This window comes from Streptomyces yaizuensis (assembly GCF_034961445.1).
GTDB classification, from domain to species: domain Bacteria; phylum Actinomycetota; class Actinomycetes; order Streptomycetales; family Streptomycetaceae; genus Streptomyces; species Streptomyces yaizuensis.
In genome coordinates this window covers 26,875-44,598 of the sequence record NZ_BSBI01000006.1, presented here as the reverse complement: position 1 = coordinate 44,598, position 17,724 = coordinate 26,875, and the positions used below count along the sequence as shown (strand labels likewise).

General features: G+C 72.9%; 13 protein-coding genes, 1 tRNA gene and 1 pseudogene. 3 read left to right on the top strand and 12 right to left on the bottom strand.

The features are described from left to right. Positions 1 to 13: 13 nt before the first annotated feature. The 5 genes and pseudogenes from SYYSPA8_RS16005 to SYYSPA8_RS15985 form a co-directional block, all read right to left on the bottom strand. Positions 14 to 1,165 (bottom strand): annotated as a pseudogene (locus SYYSPA8_RS16005) (lipid-transfer protein); the annotation flags it as partial. A gap of 95 nt (positions 1,166 to 1,260) precedes the next feature. Then, complete coding sequence (locus SYYSPA8_RS16000) at positions 1,261 to 1,743, bottom strand: hotdog family protein (protein WP_323447850.1); 483 nt, start codon at positions 1,741 to 1,743, stop codon at positions 1,261 to 1,263. A 296-nt stretch (positions 1,744 to 2,039) separates the two neighbouring features. Beyond that, the gene (locus tag SYYSPA8_RS15995) at positions 2,040 to 3,152 is read right to left on the bottom strand and encodes an acyl-CoA dehydrogenase family protein (protein WP_323447849.1); all 1,113 of its coding nucleotides are present in this window, start codon (positions 3,150 to 3,152) and stop codon (positions 2,040 to 2,042) included. A gap of 2 nt (positions 3,153 to 3,154) precedes the next feature. Then, on the bottom strand, positions 3,155 to 4,141 hold the full coding sequence (locus SYYSPA8_RS15990; RefSeq protein WP_323447848.1) for a bifunctional MaoC family dehydratase N-terminal/OB-fold nucleic acid binding domain-containing protein: 987 nt from the start codon (positions 4,139 to 4,141) through the stop codon (positions 3,155 to 3,157). Next, positions 4,138 to 5,442, bottom strand: coding sequence for an acyl-CoA dehydrogenase family protein (locus SYYSPA8_RS15985; protein WP_323447847.1), 1,305 nt, complete (start codon positions 5,440 to 5,442; stop codon positions 4,138 to 4,140). The genes SYYSPA8_RS15990 and SYYSPA8_RS15985 overlap by 4 nt, the downstream gene beginning before the upstream one ends. Positions 5,443 to 5,697: 255 nt before the next feature. Here SYYSPA8_RS15985 and SYYSPA8_RS15980 point away from each other — a divergent pair, with 255 nt between their 5' ends. Further along, positions 5,698 to 6,687 carry a bifunctional DNA primase/polymerase gene (locus tag SYYSPA8_RS15980; RefSeq protein WP_323447846.1) on the top strand — a complete coding sequence of 330 codons (990 nt, stop codon included), beginning with the start codon at positions 5,698 to 5,700 and terminating at the stop codon, positions 6,685 to 6,687. A 63-nt stretch (positions 6,688 to 6,750) separates the two neighbouring features. Here SYYSPA8_RS15980 and SYYSPA8_RS15975 read toward each other — a convergent pair whose 3' ends face one another. The 7 genes from SYYSPA8_RS15975 to SYYSPA8_RS15945 form a co-directional block, all read right to left on the bottom strand. Further along, the gene (locus SYYSPA8_RS15975; RefSeq protein ID WP_323447845.1) at positions 6,751 to 7,794 is read right to left on the bottom strand and encodes a DNA polymerase Y family protein; all 1,044 of its coding nucleotides are present in this window, start codon (positions 7,792 to 7,794) and stop codon (positions 6,751 to 6,753) included. A 6-nt stretch (positions 7,795 to 7,800) separates the two neighbouring features. Next, the gene (gene dnaE, locus SYYSPA8_RS15970) at positions 7,801 to 11,430 is read right to left on the bottom strand and encodes a DNA polymerase III subunit alpha (protein WP_323447844.1); all 3,630 of its coding nucleotides are present in this window, start codon (positions 11,428 to 11,430) and stop codon (positions 7,801 to 7,803) included. Between the two features lie 201 nt (positions 11,431 to 11,631). Continuing rightward, positions 11,632 to 12,030, bottom strand: a complete 399-nt coding sequence (locus tag SYYSPA8_RS15965; protein ID WP_323447843.1) for a hypothetical protein — start codon at positions 12,028 to 12,030, stop codon at positions 11,632 to 11,634. A 111-nt stretch (positions 12,031 to 12,141) separates the two neighbouring features. Next, complete coding sequence (locus SYYSPA8_RS15960) at positions 12,142 to 12,990, bottom strand: class I SAM-dependent methyltransferase (RefSeq protein WP_323447842.1); 849 nt, start codon at positions 12,988 to 12,990, stop codon at positions 12,142 to 12,144. Next, positions 12,987 to 13,397: a hypothetical protein gene (locus SYYSPA8_RS15955; protein ID WP_323447841.1), complete on the bottom strand. Its 411-nt coding sequence runs from the start codon at positions 13,395 to 13,397 to the stop codon at positions 12,987 to 12,989. The genes SYYSPA8_RS15960 and SYYSPA8_RS15955 overlap by 4 nt, the downstream gene beginning before the upstream one ends. Before the next feature lie 627 nt (positions 13,398 to 14,024). Next, positions 14,025 to 14,111: transfer RNA gene (locus SYYSPA8_RS15950), tRNA-Ser, on the bottom strand. A gap of 73 nt (positions 14,112 to 14,184) precedes the next feature. Beyond that, positions 14,185 to 15,729 (bottom strand): S1C family serine protease, encoded by a 1,545-nt coding sequence (locus SYYSPA8_RS15945; protein ID WP_323447840.1) that lies wholly within the window; start codon positions 15,727 to 15,729, stop codon positions 14,185 to 14,187. Between the two features lie 238 nt (positions 15,730 to 15,967). Here SYYSPA8_RS15945 and SYYSPA8_RS15940 point away from each other — a divergent pair, with 238 nt between their 5' ends. Together SYYSPA8_RS15940 and SYYSPA8_RS15935 are read left to right on the top strand one after the other, a co-directional pair. Further along, a complete protein-coding gene (locus tag SYYSPA8_RS15940; RefSeq protein ID WP_323447839.1) occupies positions 15,968 to 16,777 on the top strand; it encodes a glycerophosphodiester phosphodiesterase in 810 nt (269 codons plus the stop codon). 72 nt (positions 16,778 to 16,849) lie between these two features. Continuing rightward, positions 16,850 to 17,449 carry an ATP-binding protein gene (locus SYYSPA8_RS15935; protein WP_323447838.1) on the top strand — a complete coding sequence of 200 codons (600 nt, stop codon included), beginning with the start codon at positions 16,850 to 16,852 and terminating at the stop codon, positions 17,447 to 17,449. Positions 17,450 to 17,724 lie beyond the last annotated feature (275 nt).

Below are 17,724 nucleotides of genomic sequence, written 5' to 3'. Positions count from 1 at the left end.
TGGGGCCCCGCGCTCAGCCGTCCGCGCCCAGGATCAACCCGGATGTGGGAACGCCGGTGCCCGCCGTGACCAGGACCCTGGCCGCGCCCGGCCGCTGGTTCACCGAGGTGCCCCGGAGCTGGCGGACGGCCTCCGCGATGCCGTTCATCCCGTGCAGATACGCCTCGCCGAGCTGACCTCCGTGGGTGTTCAGCGGCAGGGTGCCCGCCGCGACAAAGTCCGCCGCCTCGCCCGGGCCGCAGAAGCCGAACTCCTCCAGCTGCATCAGCACGAAGGGGGTGAAGTGGTCGTAGACGATGCCGACGTCGATATCGCCGGGGGTGAGCCCCGAGTCCCGCCAGAGCCGGCGGGCGACCACGCCCATCTCGGGCAGCCCGGTGAGATCGCCCCGGTAGAAGCCGGTCATCTGCTCCTGGGCCCGGCCGGCGCCCTGGGCTGCGGCGACGATCACGGCGGGCGGTCGGCGCAGTTCCCGGGCCCGCTCCACACCGGTGACCACGATCGCCTGGCCGCCGTCCGTCTCCTGGCAGCAGTCCAGCAGCCGCAGCGGTTCGGCGATCCAGCGGGACGCGGCGTGGTCGGCGAGGGTGATGGGGCGGCCGTGGAAGTAGGCGGCGGGGTTGCGCGCCGCGTGCCGGCGGGCGAGGACGGCGACCCGGCCGAAGACCTCGGGCTCCAAACCGTGGACATGGAGATAGCGCCGGGCCGCCATGGCGACCCAGGAGGCCGGGGTGAGCAGCCCGAACGGCAGGCCCCAGCCGAGCGCCACCCCCTCCGCCGTCGGCTCCCGGTGCCGCACTCCGGCACCGAACCGGCGCCCGGAGCGCTCGTTGAACGCGCGATAGCAGACCACCACCTCGGCCACACCCGTGGCCACCGCGAGCGCGGCCTGCTGGACGGTGGCGCAGGCCGCGCCGCCGCCGTAGTGCACCCGGGAGAAGAACGACAGCTCACCGATGCCCGCCGCCTGGGCGACGGTGATCTCGGGGCTGGTGTCCATGGTGAAGGTGACCATCCCGTCGACATCGGCGGGGGACAGCCCGGCATCGTCCAGCGCGGCCCGGACCGCCTCCACCGCCAGCCGCAGTTCGCTGCGGCCGGAGTCCTTGGAGAACTCGGTGGCACCGATACCCACGACCGCCGCCCGGCCGCCGACCCCGTCACGGGATCCGGAACGGGATCCGGAACGGGAATGGGGGCGAGCGCTGGAGTGGGGGTCGGGGTCGGGGTTGGGTCTGGGGCCGCCCGGGACATGAGGGCTCATGAGGTGCCCCCGCCGGTGACAGGCTGCTCCGGCGCATTCCGTACCTCCGGTATCCCGAGCGGCGGTGGCGACTTCAGTAACTCCGGCGGCTCCGGCGGCTCCGGCGGGGGAGCTTCCGGCACCGGGGCACGGGCGGCGGGCGGGAGCGTCACCGTGGCCCTCGCCGTGACATGGGTGCCCCTTTCATGGGTGCCGACGACCCGGATCACGGCGTCGTCCCCCGCACGCGAGACGACCGTGCCCCGCAGCACCAGGGTGTCGCCGGGGTGGCTGGGCGTTCCCAGCCGGATCGCCAGCGTCCGGAGCACTGTCCCCGCGCCCAGGGACTCCGTGAGATACCGGCCCACCAGACCATTGGTCGTCAGGATGTTCATGAAGACATCAGGGGCGCCACGCCGCCGCGCCGCCTCCGGATCGTGGTGGACGTCCTGATAGTCACGGGTGGCGATGGCCCCGGCGACGATCAGAGTGCGGGTCACGCGGATCTCCAGCGACGGCAGCTCGCCCCCCGGACCCGGCCCGTCCGGTCCGGCTCCCCCCACCGGATTGACGGCTTCCGGCCCTGGTGCCGGAGCGATGGCCCCCGGACCCGGCGTCGAAGTGGCAGCCCCCGGGCCCGGCGCCGCCTCGGGCGGTGCCCCCGCCTCCTGCCTTCTCCGTGCCTCCGGCTTTCTCCGGGCCCCGATTCGCAGCCCCGTCTCCACCCCCCTCTGCTGCCCCGCCGATGTTCCCCCCGGTGCACCCGTCGCACCGCCCTCCGCCCTGCCGGTCCTCGTCATGCCGCTCCCTCTTCCGCGAGCAGTGCCCCCAGCTCAGCCAGGACTTCGCTGCCGCACCCCAGATACGCGTCCAGCTGCCGCCCCCAGAGGAAGTGGCGGTGGACGGGGTGCTCCAGATCCGCGCCGAGTCCGCCGTGGAGATGCTGGCCGGTGTGGACGACCCGCTTGCCCGCCTCCGAGGCCCACCAGGCGGCGGTGAGCGCGTGCCGGGCGTACGGCAGGCCCTCGTCGTACCGCCAGGCGGCCTCGTACACCGTGAGCCGCATCGACTCCACGTCCATGTGCGCGTCGGCTGCCCGGAGCTGGACACCCTGGTGGGCGGCGAGCGGGCGGCCGAACTGCTCCCGGGTCGTGGTGTGTTCCACGGCGCGGGCGAGCGCGCCCGCGCAGACCCCGGCCTGGAGCCCGGCGAAGGCGATCCGGGCCACGGCCCTGACCTCCTCGTACCCCGCGCCCGGTGGGGCATGGGCCGGGCCGACACGCTCGGCGGGGGTGGCGTCCAGGACGAGCCGCCCGGCCGCCCAGGGGGCCGTGGTCTCCACCGGGACGGTCTCCGCGTCGGCCACCCGGACCCACCACAGGGCCCGCCCGGAGTCCGCGACCAGGACATGGGTGGCGTCCCGGAGCCACGGCACCCACGCCACCGTCCCGCTCAGCCGGGCCTGCGCCGCCCCGCCCGGACCACCGCGCCCGCCCCCGCCCGTCCTGCCGGCCCTGCCCGCCCTGCCCGCCAGGGCTTCGGCGCGGACCGCCGCCGGCTCGGCGATGGCCCCCGTCGCCACCGCCGTGCCGTCCCCGAGGCCCGGGAGCAGGCGCGCCCGCTGCTCGTCCGTGCCCAGCATCGTGAGGGCCAGCAGCCCGTGGACACCGCTCGTCGCGAAGGGGGTCTGTGCCGTCGTCCGCCCCTGCTCCTCCAGCAGCAGCACCAGGCCCAGCAGCCCGATCTCCGGCACTGCCGCCGGCAGTCCCGCCGCGCACAGGGCCCGCCACAGCGTCGGATCCGTGCCCGTGCCCGCCGCCGCGAGCCGGTCGGGCGTGGCCAAGTCGCCGAAGATCCCTGCGGCCAGCCCTCGCGCCGCCGACTGCTCGTCCGTGGGTGTGAAGTCCATCGTCAGCCCTCGCTTCCGGCCACCGCGCGGAAGACCGGAAGCTCTAACTCCGCATCCGCCCGGAAGAACTCCAGCTCCACGGCCATCCCGATCCGCACCTCCCCGCACGGAACTCCGGTGACATTGCTGACGATCCGCACCCCCTCGGCCAGCTCGACCAGGGCCACCGCGTACGGCTCACCGTCCGGGGCGAACGCCGGGAAGGGCGGATGGTGCATCACCACCCAGGAGAAGACGGTGCCGGAGCCGCGCGCCTCGACCGTGTCCCACTCCTGCGAGCCGCATCCATTGCACCCGGGCAGCCAGGGGAATCGGAGCGTCCGGCACGCACGGCAGCGCTGGATCAGCAGCCGGTGCTCCGCGACACCGCGCCAGAACCCCTCGGTGTCCCGGTTGACCACGGGCCGGGGACGCCGGGGCCGCACCGCCGCCCCAGCACCTCCCGCCACACCCCCCTCAGCCCTCGCCGCCCCAGCACCTCCCGCCACACCCCCCTCAGCCCTCGCCGGGACATATCTCAGGACGCGGAAGCGGTGCGTCCCCGCCGGCTCCCCGTCCGCCCGGACATCCATCCGGGTCGTGATGAAGTACCCCGCTCCGAGCCGGGTCCTCTTGCGCTCCGACACCGACTCGATCACCGTCTCGTAGGTGATCCGCTCCCCGGGCCGCAGCGGACGCCCGTACTCCTGCTCGGAGTCGGTGGCGAGGACCCCCGTGCACCCCGCCCCCTCCAGCAGGGCCAGCAGCTCCCCGTACGCCGGTGAGCGGCCCGGATGTCCGGAGAGCCCGCCCATCGTCCACACCTGGAGCATGGTCGGCGGCGCCACCGCCCCCGGTCCCTGGTACGCCGGATTCCGGTCCCCCACGGCCTCGCACCAGTGGCGGATCATCGGCTCGTTGACGAGGTCCCTGCCCACGCCGGTGACGGCCACCACGCCCTCGTACGCCCTGAGCCGCTCGTACAGCAGATCCGGATCCGGAACACTCACCGCCGCCCACCCCCCGAACTGCCGCCGAAACCGCCCCCCGAACCGCCTCCCGGCCCCTGGCCACCCCTTCTGTCCGCCCTCGTCATCCCGAGCCGCGCCGTCGCGACGATCTCCCGCTGCACCTCGCTCACCCCGCCCCCGAAGGTGTTGATCTGCGCCGCCCTGTTCATCCGCTCCAGCTCCCCCACCCGGAAAAATCCGCCCCCGTCGAGCGCGCCGGGGGACCCCGCACGGATCAGCCCCGACTCCCCCGCGATCTCCTGGCACATTCGATACACCTCCACCGCCGATTCGGTTCCCGCGAACTTCACCCCGGCCGCGTCCCCCGGCGCCGGGCCCCCGGCCGCCACATCCCCCACCAGACGCCAGCTGAGCAGCCGCGTCGCCGCCAGCCGGGCATACGCCTCGGCGGCCCTGGCCCGTACCCAGGGCTCGTCGATCCTGCGCCGCCCTGTCACCCGATCGGGTGTACGAGCCCGCTCCAGGACCGCCGCGAAGAAGTCCTCCGCCTGCATGCCGAGCGCGGCCAGCGCCACCCGTTCGTGGTTGAGCTGGCTGGTGATCAGCGCCCAGCCACCGTGCTCCGGGCCGACGAGCCGGTCCGCCGGCACCCGTACCCCGTCGTAGTACGTCACCGTCGTCGTCAGCCCGCCCACCGTCCGGACCGGGGTCCAGGAGAATCCGGGAGCGCCGGTCGGCACCAGCAGGATCGAGATACCCCGGTGCCGGGGCGCCCCCGGATCCGTACGGCACGCGAGCCAGATCCAGTCGGCGTCGTGGGCGTTGCTGGTGAACGACTTCTGTCCGTGCACGACCCAGCCGCCACCACCCCCGCCTTCACCGCCGTCACCCTCACCGCCGTCACCCTCACCGCCGTCGCCTTCCCGCACCGCCCGCGTACGCAGCGACGCGAGGTCCGTCCCCGCCTCGGGTTCGGTGTAGCCGATGGCGAAGACGCAGGTGCCACCGAGGATGCGCGGCAGGAAATAGGCCCGCTGCTCGTCGGTCCCGTACCGCATCAGGGTGGGGCCGACGGTGTTGAGCGTGACCATGGAGACGGGCGCCCCGGCCCGGTACGCCTCGTCGAAGAACACGAACTGCTCGTCGGGGCCGCGTCCCCCGCCCCCGTACTCGACCGGCCAGCCCAGACCGAGCAGCCCGTCCGCCCCCATGCACCGCAGCAGCGCCCGGCGCGCCTCCGTCTCCTGCGGACCGGGCGGGCCGTCCGGCATCAGGGACCTGAAGTACGAACGGAGTTCCGCGCGCAGCCGACGCTGCCGCTCGGTCGGGGCGAGGTGCACGGCGGCTGCCCTCCAGACGTACGGACCAGGGCGGGCGCCGGGGATCCCGGCTCCCCGGGCCGTCCGGCGATCAGATTTCTGACTGTCCGTCAGATATGGCCGGGCTGTCAAGGTCACCGACGGACGCGGAACCGGAGGACAGGCGACGGCGGGAGGGACGAGGACTACGGGGGAGACAAGGGAGTCCGGGGAAGGGGCGGGGAAGGGCCGGGGCCATCCCTTCCTTCTATCGAACTTGTGTACGAAAATGAACGCATGGCCATCACCGACCGGCAGTCCGCGTCCCTGGCCCTCGGCCACGCCCTGGCCGCCGCCGAGCGCGGCTTCCCCGTCCTCCCCCTCTCCCCCACCAAGCTCCCGGCCGTCCGCTCACCGCACCGCGCGTCCCCGGACGCGACCGCCGGAGCGCCCTGCCGGGGCGAGTGCGGACGGCCCGGCCACGGGGTCCACGACGCGACCACGGACCCGGAGCGGGTGCGTGCCCTGTTCGCCGCCGCCCCCTGGGCCACCGGGTACGGCATCGCCTGCGGCCGGGCGCCGCACCACCTGATCGGTATCGACCTCGACGTCCACGCCCACGATGGCCGCCGGCCGCTGGCACAGGGCACCACCGCCGGTTCCCTGACCGCGCTCCACGAGCTGGCGCTGCGGCATCTGTTCACGATCCCGGAGACGGTCACCGTCCTCACGCCCAGCGGAGGCCGCCATCTCTGGCTGACCGGGCCCCCGGGGGTCACCGTGCCGAACTCGGTGGGCCGGCTCGCCCCCGGTATCGACGTCCGGGGCGGCGGTGGCTATCTGGTGGGACCGGGGTCGGTCACCGCGTACGGCGCCTACCGCCTCGCCCCGGGCAGCGCACGGCTGTCCCCCGCGCCCTGCCCACGGGCGCTGCTGCGGTTGGTCGCGGCTCCGGAGCGGCCGCGCGGGCCGGTCCGGAGCGCGGATCCCGGCCGGATCGAGGGACGGAGCGAGGGACAGGGTGAGGGACAGGGTGAGGGGCGGGACGAGGGCCGGGGCGAGGGCCGGGGCGAGGGGCTGGTGCGTTTCGTGCGCACCGCGCACGCGGGACAGCGCAACACCCGGCTGTTCTGGGCGGCCTGCCGGGCGTACGAGAACGGCATCGGGGAGTCCCTGGCCGACGACCTCGCCGCCGCAGCGGTCGACACCGGTCTGAGCGACCAGGAGGCCCGCGCGACGATCGCGTCGGCGGCCCGGCTGACAGCGGGCCGGGGCGCCCGCCGCTGAACACGCCGCCGAGCCCGCCGCCGGTAGCGATTTCCCGTCACCGGCGGCTGGCGGAAAAGCGACTTACCGGCGGTCCGCGAAGGCGGCGGCCGAACCGACCGCACCCGGCCCGAAGCGCGCCCGGACCCGGTCCGCCGAACACTCGACCCGCCGGGCCCGCTCATCGACCGGATCGAGGCTGAGCTGTGTGGTGGCCTGCGCCTCGGGGGCCAGCTCCTCGGCCCGCAGCGCGATCCCCCGCACCCGGGCGCGCTCCAGGCCCAGCGACTCGTACAGGCCATATGCGGCGGAGATCAGCACCGGGCCGTGGTGGGACGGCTCGGCCAGCGTCCGAGTGCGGACCGTGGTGCTCCGGTCGGCGTAGCGGACCGTCAGGGTCAGCCGGCGGGCGATCCGCCCCTCCGCCCGCAGCCTCTCGCCGATCCGTCCGGCGAGGGTGACCACGGCCCGTCGGCGGCGCTCCGGATCCAGCTCGTCGCGGGCGAAGGAGTGCTCCGCGGCCAGCGAACGGGCCGGCTCGCGCGGGGTGACCGGCCGCTCGTCCACACCGTGCGCCCGTTCGTACAGCCGCCGCCCCTGCGCCCCGCCGAGCAGGCGTTGCAGAGTACCGAGCGGGGTGTCGGCGACCGCGCCGACGGTGGACAGCCCATGGCGTACGAGCACACCGGCCAGGGCGGGGCCGACGCCGTACAGGGCGCCGACCGGCCGTGGTCGCAGAAAGGCCGCGACCGCCTCCGGGTCCTGGGGTACATGGGTGATGCCGCCCGGTCCGGTGGCGTCGGCGGCCATGGCGGCGAGGAGGCGGTTGCCCGCCGACCCGATGGTCGTGTCCACCCCGTACAGGGCGAGGGCGCGCATCCGGATCAGCTGGGCGAGGCCGTAGGGGTCGTGGCCGAAGTAGCGCAGGGCACCGGTGACATCGCAGTCGGCGTCGGTGGGCGGCAGCGCCTGGACCCGGGGGGTGATGCCGTGGAGCAGGCCGAGCAGATGCTCGTACAGCCCCGGCGGCTCCGGTGCGGACCCGGCATCGGACGGTGGAAAACCGGCCAGATGAAAGTGGACACGGAGGACGTGGCGGGTCGCCCCGCGCACCTGGGTGATGTTCATGGCGGATCACCCCGCGCTTCCGGGGCTGGTGTACCCGAGGGACGTGAGATCCGGACTCAGATCGGGATTCCGGTCGGGATTCCGGTCGGGATTCCGGTCGGGATTCCGGTCGGGATTCCGATCCGGGTTCCGACCATTGCTCCGGTCGGGGTTCAGCTCCCGGTCCAGGGCTCCCGGGTCGGCGGCGCGCTCCCCGGCGGTCCTCAGGTCGGCCCAGGGGTGGAGCGTGGCGCCGGTCTCCTGCCGGATGCCGCGCCGGACCCGCGCATGCGCGGTGCCCGCAGGTCCGGCGGCGGGGCCGAGCAGCCGGTTGACGGCCTCGGGCCCGCCGTCCCGCCGGGCCACCGCCAGCGCCTCCAGGTCCCAGACCCGGGTGCCGACGACGGTGGCCCGCCCGCCGCGCCGCTGCACGGTGCCGCGCACCAGCAGCAGCCCGGAGTGGAAGACCGTATGGGCGCAGTCGTCGTGGCTGTCCTCGAAGAAGGCGAGGTCGACCAGGCCGGATCCGTCGTCGAGGGTGACGAAGATGATCCGCTTGCCGGAGGCGATGGGCGGGGTCTGGGTGGCGGCGCGCACCCCGGCGACGAGGACGGTCTCCCCGGCGGTACGGTCGCCGAGCCGCCGGGCGGAGGTGGCGCCCAACTCCCGCAGCAACTGGTGGTGGTAGTCCATGAGATGGCGGCTCACATCGATGCCGAGCACCCGCAGTTCGGCGCCGAGGGCTTCGCGTCCGGTCATCTCGGGCAGCCCGGCCCTCAGCCCGGCGCCCCCGTCCAGCCCGCCGGACCCATCCATTCCGGCAGGCCCGTCCACTCCGGCCGTCTGGAACGGCAACTGGCCATCGCCAACCGGCCGCCCCCGGTACTGGCGGTGCAACTCGCCTATCCGCAGCAGCAGATCGCGCCGGGTGACCCCCGGCCCGGCGAGCGACGCCAGGGCCCCGATGTCGGCGAGACGTTCGGCGGTGGGCCGTCCGGGGCGGGCGCGCTGCCAGAGGTCGGAGAGCGAGTCGTACGGCTGACCTGCGGCGATACGGGAGATCTCGGCCTCGCCGATGCCCCGTATCCCGGCGAGGGCCAGGCGTACGCCCCAGGTGCCGTCCGGGTCCCGTTCGACGGTGTGGGTGGGTCGGGAGCGGTTGACGTCGACGGGCAGGACGGGGATGCCGTGTCTGCGGGCGTCCGCGACGATGACACGTTTCGGCCACATGCCCGGGTCGTGTTCGAGCAGTCCCGCGTAGAGGGCGGCGGGGTGGTGCGCCTTCAGCCAGGCGGACTGGAGGGCGGGCACGGCGAACGCGACCGCGTGGGCGCGGGAGAACCCGTACGCCCCGAATGCCTCGACGATCTCCCAGACCGTCTCGCGCGTGGCGGGCGGATATCCCCGGGCGGCGGCGGACCGGTGGAACCACTCCCGTACCCGCGGCAGCCGCTCGCGGTCGCTCAGCGCCCGCCGGGCCTGGTCGCAGAGGCCGCGGTCGCACCCGGTCAGCACACGGAGGATCTCGATGATCTGCTCGTGCCAGATGACCACGCCGTACGTGTCGGAGAGAACGGTTACGAGGTCGCGGTGCGGGTAGGAAGGGGCGCCGCCGTGGCGGGCGGCGACGTAGCGCTCCGGCATGCCGCCGGCGACCGGCCCCGGGCGGAAGAGGCTGATGTCGGCGATGACGTCCTGCGGGTCGCGCGGCCGCAGCCGGCTGAGGAGGTCCATCTGGCCGGGGGACTCCAGCTGGAACACGCCCAGGGTGTCGGACGCCTGGATGAGTCCGAACGCGGCGGGGTCGTCCAGGGGCACCTGACGGGGGTCGTCGAGGTCGACGCGGCGGCCGGTGACCCGCGCGATCTCGGCGGTGGCGTGGGCCATGGCGGACTGCATCCGGACGCCGAGGACATCCAGTTTGATCATTCCCAGGTCCTCGACGTCCTCCTTGTCGGCCTGGACCATCGGGTAGCCGCCGGTGGGCGTGGGCTGGACGGGGAGCCGGCCGAGCAGGGAGGCATCGCTGAGGATCACTCCGCAGGGGTGCATGGCGATGCCCCGGGGGAGGGCGTCCAGCCCTTCGGCGAGTTCGAAGAGGAGCCGGTACGGGGCGGACCGGGCGGCGAGTCCGCGCAGCTCGGGCAGTTCGGCGAGGGCGGCGGTGATGTCGGATGCGCGGATATGGGGAAACGATTTGGCGATCCGGTCGACCTCGGCGGGGGCGATGCCGAGGGCGAGGCCGGTGTCCCTGAGCGCGTGGCGGGCCCGGTAGGTCTCGGGCATGCCGGTGATCGCGACCCGCTGCCGGCCGAAGCGTTCGATGATCCGGTCGTAGACCTCCAGCCGGCGGGCGGATTCGACGTCGAGATCGATGTCGGGGAGGTCGGTACGGCGGCGGGAGAGGAAGCGTTCGAACAGCAGCCGGTGTTCGAGCGGGTTCGCGGTGGCGATGCCGAGAACGTGGTTGACCATGCTGCCGGCGCCGGAGCCCCGGGCGGCGACCCTGATACCCAGCTCCCGGATGTCGGACACCACTTGGGCGACCGTCAGGAAATACGTATCGAACTCCAGTTCGCCTATGACGTCCAGTTCGTCCGCCAGACGCCGACGGGCGTCGGCGTCCCGGTCGAGGCCACGGCGGACCAGCCCGGCGGCACAGCGCTCGCGCAGCACGCGGGCGGCGTCGGCGGTGCTCCGGGCGCCGACCGTCGAGGGCTCGGGCAGGTGCCGGCGGCCGATGCCGAGACCGGTACCGGGGTCCAGCCGGCACAGCTCACCGGTCTCCACGGTCCGCGCCAACAACCGAACCGCCCGCTCCGGCCCGAGGCCCGCCGCCCGCACGATCCGTTCGGCGACCTCGCCCATGGCCGCCGGGTCCTTCAACCAGCGTTCACCGGAATCGATCGACCGGGGGTCGACGGGACGCAGCAGCCGGGCGGCGTCGAGGACATCGGCGAGCCGGTGCTGCGCGGGGTCCGCGTACCGGACCGCGTTGGTGAGGACGGCGGGGACGGCGACCCGGTCGGCGAGCAGCAGCGTCCGGGCGGCGAGCCGCAGCGAACCGGGGCCGGTGCCGGGACGCCCGTGCCACACGGTCTCCAGCCGCAGCGCGTCACCGAACAGCTCCCGCCAGGGCACGAGCAGCCGCCCGGCAAGATCGTCCCGCCCGGCGGCGAGCGCCCGCACCGGCTCGGACACCGGTCCGAGCAGAACGATCAGCCCGTCGCGGTCATGGCGGCGCAGCTCCCGCCAGGACAGCACCGGGCGTCCGCCGACGGGGTGCGCATGGGCGGCGGAGACCAGCCGGCAGAGCGCGGCCCAGCCACGCGCGTCCCGGGCGAGCAGGGTGACCCTGGGACCGTCCTCACGGATGTACGCGCCACCGCGCACAGGATTGCGACGCCTGCGCTCCCGTCCGGGGGTGACCGGCGGAATGAACGCCTCGACCGCGAGATCCACCCCGAACACGGGCCGCACCCCGCCCAGCCGGGCCGCCTTGGCGAACCGCACCACGCCGCCGACCCCGTCCCGATCGGTGAGGGCGACCGCTGCCATTCCCCGCCGGGCCGCCCGTGCCACCAGGTCACGGGGGTGGGAGGCGCCGTAGCGGGCGGAGTAGCCGGAGGCGACATGCAGATGCGTAAAGCCCTCCATGTGCCACCTCCAGCCCTACTCCCCTCTACCCAGTTCACCCGATTTGTCCCTAAAAATCTCTCGAATTTATGTTCGATTACCTGGGAAGCGTAACGCGCCATTCCGGAACCAGGCCAAAGGATCTTCCCCAGGCGGGGGGCAGGGCCGCCGATGGGGGCCGGTGGGGGTCGCACCCGCCGATGCCCGGCGACCGGCGACCGATCAGTCGCCCGAGTACCCCCAGAAGTAGATCTCCTGCGGCTCACCCCGCTCGTCGTGGAGCACGGCGCACCGGCCGTACCAGCGCCAGTGTTCGAAGGAATCGAACTGCGGCACGTGCGCCCTGGTGAGCTTCCGCGCGCCCAGGACGCGCAGCGCCTCGTCCTCAGTCACCTGTTTCAGGGTGTGGTAGTCGGGCTCCTCGTCCGGACCGATGATCCTGTGCAGGTCGAGCACGGAATGCGTCCCCGAATCCTGGACCACCTCGTCGTCCCACAGCTCCGCCTCCGTACGCGGCCACGGCCGACCGCGCTTCCCGGACCACCAGTAGTACTCCCGCGCCTCGAAGACCTGCCGCCGCAACTCGGCGAACGCCGCCCCGAGGTCTTCCTGATACGGCACGGAGTAGCCCCAACCCGACGCTCCCACAAGGCCCCCAACCCGTATCCCATCGAACGGGTGGACGCTAGCAACGGCCGCTGACAGCGACTCCGGCACGACCCCGCGCCTGACTCATACGGTTGAGGCGGCCTGCATCCCGGCCGGTCGCGCCCCTCGGCAGACGAGCATGCCGCCCAGACACCCGATGCGGAACGCGCCCTCCACCCGGATGGTCTCCTCGACCCGCTCGCGGGCGCGCTCGACGGTCTCCCGGAACGGGACACCCATCCGATCCGCCCAGGCTTCGTACGAGGCCAAGTGGGCGACCACCGGTTCGGCGTCGGTCACTGTGATCACCCCGGGAAGGGGGATCGTGCGGATATCGGCAAAGACAGCGCCGAGGATCCCCGGAGCGTCCTCCAAGGTGAAACGAGCGGACAACTGCACCCGGGCCGGCCCTTCCGGGATGCCCAGCACATCCCCGGCGGCCCGACTCCAGAGGTTCTCCAGTTCCCGCTTGTCGGCCCGGCTGTTGGTGGAGACGACCACCGTCCCGCCGGGAGCCAGGACCCGCCCCAATTCGCGCACGGCCTGGGCCTGGTCCTCGACGTGATACAGCATGTGCAGCGCGAGAACCGCTCCAAGTGATCCATCCACGATGGGGAGTTGCTGAACGTCCGCGACGACGGCTCCGGGGATGTCGCCGACAATGCCCGGGGAGACATCCATGGGGACCACGGTCAGGTCGGGCCGGTCCTCACGTATCCGCCGCACGAACTTCCCGTTGCCGCAGCCCACATCCGCGACCGGTCCTCGTACACCCGCCAGCTCGTTCACGACGACGCCCGGGAGATCGTGGCGCGGGGTCTGCCACTGATAGAGCGACTGGCGAGCGGCCAGATGCCGGCCGGTGTCGTACGCCTTGGTCGAGAGGAGACCACGGTCGGTGACCGAGGGGTCGTTGGTGGGCTGGGCGGTCATCGCGGCTCCGTGGGGCGAGTGGGGCGAACGGTCACCTCGTGGATGTGTTCACGAAGATCGACCACCGGCTGTGCGTCACGGTACGGTCCGCTCCCCAGGAGCGCGGCCAGTTTGCGAAGCCTGATGGTGATGCTGGCGGTGTGCCCATCGGCATCGAGAACCTCTGAGAGTTCCGTCCCTGCTCCTTCCACCTCCCCGCTCGTGAGGTAGGCGGTGGCCAGGTCCAGATGAGCAGCGCGCACGTCGCCGGGTGACCGCTCTTCTTCCGGCCCGGCCCGGTACAGGTCCACCGCACGGTGGGACGCGGCGACAGCCGACTGAATCTGTTCGCGGCCCCCGACCGTCAGCAGTGTGGTGCCGGTGTAGGCCCACTGCTTTGCCTCGGAGAACGAGAAGACCCCGGACAACTCGTCCGGCTCCGCGACGCTCCGTGCCTCATGGGCCAGCGTGAGGCAACGCAACGCAGGTCCACAGCCCGCCCGATTCGCTGGAAGCTTACGGGCCCCGATCCCTCGCCCCACGGCAGCTCCAGCCCAAAACCGCTCCACCGACCTTGGCGCCTTGAGCGCCATCAAGACAGTCCAGGGACGGTACGAATTCACCGCTCAAGTTCAGGTCGTCTCGCCCGACGGTCGTACGCATGGCGCCGCGAGCCTGTTGGCAGTCCTGTGGGAGTACACACGGATCGTTGTGGATCACATGATCGGCGCCGCCGGAGAAGCTGAAATCAGGTCCGCTTCCTAGTTACCAGCCGGTCCATCACAGCTGAAGGTCCACGGATCGGCTGGCCGCTTGAGGGTCTAACTGCGTGACGACGCCGGCGCACAGCAGCGAACGACTGTGGACTTCGACTGACTATCCCCGCAGGTGAAGGGATCATCAGCCCAGGGCGGCACCCCCACCCCAGTTGCTTCGGGACAAAGAGGTCTGTGCCCCTTCCGTACCGATCCAGCGGGGCACCATGGTGGCCAGCAGGTACGCCCACGCGAACGACCCCTGACCGTCCTACCTGGTCAGGGGCCGTTCTCATACTGCGGTGGGTGTGGGATTTGAACCCACGGTGACATCGCTGCCACGACGGTTTTCAAGACCGTTCCCTTAGGCCGCTCGGGCAACCCACCCCGCCCCGGGGCTTCAGCGGCCCCGGAGCGGGTCCAGCGTACCGGCTTGGGAGGGGGCGGGCGGGACGGGTGGTCAGTTGTCGCCCGTGCGCTGGCCGAGGGTGACGTCCGCCGTGTTCCGCTTGCCGTCGCGTTCGAAGGTGAGCTTCACCTTGTCGCCCGGCTTGTGGTTCCAGATCTCGCCGATCAGGGTGGGGCCGCTGTCGATCGGCTTGTCGTTGAAGCGGGTGATGACATCGCCCTCCTTCAGCCCCGCCTTGTCGGCCGGGCCGTTCGGGGTGAGGGCCGTGCCGTCGACGCCCTGGGAGGTGATCTCGGCGCCCTCGCCCTGGTCGACCATGTTGACCGTGGCGCCGATCACCGGGTAGACGGGCTCACCGGTCTTGATCAGCTGTTCGGCCACGTTCTTCGCCTGGTTGATGGGGATCGCGAAGCCCAGGCCGATCGAGCCCGCCTGGGACTGGCCGCCGCCGCCCGTGGACTGGATGGCCGAGTTGATGCCGATCACCGCGCCGCGCGAGTCGAGCAGCGGGCCGCCCGAGTTGCCCGGGTTGATCGAGGCGTCGGTCTGCAGGGCGCTCATGTACGAGTTCCTGCCGCCGGAGCCGTCGCCGGACGCCACCGGGCGGTTCTTGGCGCTGATGATGCCGGTGGTGACCGTGTTGGAGAGGCCGAAGGGGGCGCCGATGGCGATTGTGGAGTCGCCGACCACCACCCGGTCCGAGTTGCCCAGTGGCAGCGGAGCCAGCCCCGAGGGGGCGTTCTTCAGCTTGAGGACCGCCACGTCGTAGCCCTGGGCCCGGCCCACGACCTCGGCCGCGTACTCCTTGCCGTCGGAGAACGTCACCGACAGGGTGCCGCCGTCCGCCGCGGAGTCCACCACGTGGTTGTTGGTGAGGACGTGGCCCTCCTTGTCGTAGACGAACCCGGTGCCGGTGCCGCCGCCCGGGGCCCGGCCGGGCGGGCCGCCCAGGTCGCCGGCGCCACCGCCGCCGGAGTTGGCCTGGATGGTGACGACGCTCGGGAGCGCCTTCGCCGCGACGGACGCGACCGTGCCCGGGTCGCGCTTGAGGTCCTTGGGCAGCTCGCCGGCGGTCAGCGTGGTCGACGTGCCGTCGTCGCTGCGGTTCGCCTGCCAGTAGCCGAGGCCGCCGCCGACACCGCCCGCCACCAGGGCGGAGATCAGCACCGCGGCGATGAGGACACCGGAGCGCCGGCGGCGCGGCGGGGCCACGGGGTGGTCCGGGGCCCCCCAGGCCGGGCCGTTCGTCCCGTACGCGGGAAGGGCCGGCGGCTGCGGGGGCCAGCCCGCGCCCTGGTCCCCGGGGCCGGGCTGCGGGTAGGCGGCGCCCACGGTGTCCTGAGGCGCCGGAGCGGGGTACGGCGGCTGCGCGACCGGCTGGTACGGGGGCGGCGGAGCCGCTGCCGCCTGCTGCGCGGGGGCGGCCGGTGTCTGCGGAGCGGCCGGTGCCGTCGGCGGGTGCGGCGGTGCTCCGGGCGCGTCACCGGAGGCCGGAGCCGGTGCCACGGGCCCGTCGGGAGCCGGGGCCGGCACGGGAGGTACGGATGGGGCTGCGGGCTGCGCGATCCCCTCAGTGCCCTCGTTCTCGGTGCTCACAGCTCTCTCCTCAGGTCCGCGTGATCAAGTCCGGTGGGTGTCCCGGGGTCTCTCAGGGTGTCCCTGACAAGCATTTCCCACGAGTCGTCAGGCCACTGTAAGCGGGACCTGTGGGTCTTCCCGTACTCCTTTACTTACGATTACTTGCCACATAACGGACACTCATGGGAGAAGGGGCCAGGAGCCCGGACGTCCCCCTTCGCACAGCCCTCCCCCCGCGCGGTGACACCATGACGCGGTGACTCAAGCACGGCAGCACCACATCCAGGTCGTCGCCCACCGAGGAGCCTCCGAGGACGCCCCCGAGCACACCCTCGCCGCGTACATGAAGGCGATCGACGACGGCGCCGACGCACTCGAATGCGATGTGCGTCTCACCGCGGACGGCCATCTCGTCTGTGTCCACGACCGCCGGGTCAACCGCACCTCCAACGGCCGGGGTGCCGTCTCCGCGCTGGAGCTGGCGGATCTCGCCGCCCTCGACTTCGGCACCTGGAAGGGGCACGAGGACGCCACCGAGGGCCCCGACTGGGGCGACCCCTCCCTCACCTCCGTCCTCACCCTGGAGCGGCTGCTCGAACTCGTCGCGGACTCCGGCCGCCGGATCGAGCTGGCCATCGAGACCAAACACCCCACCCGCTGGGCCGGCCGGGTCGAGGAACGGCTGCTCGGGCTCCTCGACCGCTTCGGGCTCGCCGCTCCGCCGACGGCCGCCGAGTCCTCCGTACGGATCATGAGCTTCTCCGCCCGCTCGCTGCACCGGGTCGCGGCGGCGGCGCCCACCGTGCCCACCGTCTACCTGACGCAGTTCGTGGGCCCCCGCATGCGGGACGGCCGGCTGCCCGCCGGGGCCCGCATCGCCGGACCGAGCATCCGTATCGTGCGGAATCAGCCAGGCTGGATCGAGCGGCTGCACCGGGCGGGGCACCAGGTCCATGTCTGGACGGTCAACGAGCCCGAGGACGTCGAGCTGTGCGCCCGGCTGGGGGTGGAGGCCATCATCACCAATAGACCCCGGCAAGTCCTCTCCCAACTGGGCCGCGGGTAAACCCCCGCAGCAGGAGTCACTCGTCTCACCCGGAGTGCACCGGCGCGTTCGAACTGTGCCCGAACGTCAGCTGTGCGTCACAGTTCCCCTCTCGAACGGTTTCCGGTCCAGTCCATTGGGGCATTCACACCGTGGCGTGGGGCAAAGGAGGTCTCGGGGGTGGCGTTGGTGGTGGCACAAGAAGTGCCCACGTCGTCGAGCATGGCCGTACCCCATGGCCCTGCGGGCGTGGGAGAAGCACGGCACCGGATGCGCGCCGAGCTGCGCGGCGGAGGGGTGCCCGACACCGTGGTGGACGACGCGGTCCTGGTCCTGTCCGAGCTGCTCAGCAACGCCTGCCGGCACGGCAGACCGCTGGGGCGCGCCGACGTGGGCGAGGGGAACATACGCGCGGCGTGGCGCCTGGACCGTACGGGACGGCTGACGATCGAGGTGACGGACGGCGGCGGACCCACCCGCCCGGTGCCGTCCACGCCGTCGGTCACCGCCCGGGGCGGTCGCGGGCTCAGCATCATCGGCGCGCTCGCACAGGCGTGGGGGGTGCGTGACAGCGCCGCGGGCGAGGTCACCGTGTGGGCGGTTCTTCAGGAAGGGCGCCGTCACGACGATTTCGCTACGCGCGTCACTCCCGCCGGATTCGGGCTGCTGGACACCTACGACGAGCGCGGCTGAGGGGCGCACCGGCCCGGCCCGGTCGCACCGGGGGCATATCCCGTAGGCCCCGACGCACCGGCGGACGCGGGTGGGTGCCCACGCTCGTGGACGCGGGTGGGTGCCCGTACCGGCGCCCACCCGCATCGGCACGTGCGTACCCGGGACCGGGCAGGTGCCCGGGCAGGCGACCAGGCCCACCAGGTGCGTACGCGAGCCATGCGCCCCGCGCCCGGGCTCTCTCCGGTGCCGCGGCCACCGCCGCACAGCGGACGGCTAGGCTCGCGGGCGGACAG

Coding starts and splice junctions, on each gene's coding strand:
- SYYSPA8_RS15975 (WP_323447845.1), bottom strand. CDS start 7,794: ATGAACATCACCCAGGTGCGCGGGGCGACCCGCCACGTCCTCCGTGTC.
- SYYSPA8_RS15995 (WP_323447849.1), bottom strand. CDS start 3,152: ATGGACTTCACACCCACGGACGAGCAGTCGGCGGCGCGAGGGCTGGCC.
- SYYSPA8_RS15980 (WP_323447846.1), top strand. CDS start 5,698: ATGGCCATCACCGACCGGCAGTCCGCGTCCCTGGCCCTCGGCCACGCC.
- dnaE (WP_323447844.1), bottom strand. CDS start 11,430: ATGGAGGGCTTTACGCATCTGCATGTCGCCTCCGGCTACTCCGCCCGC.
- SYYSPA8_RS15960 (WP_323447842.1), bottom strand. CDS start 12,990: ATGACCGCCCAGCCCACCAACGACCCCTCGGTCACCGACCGTGGTCTC.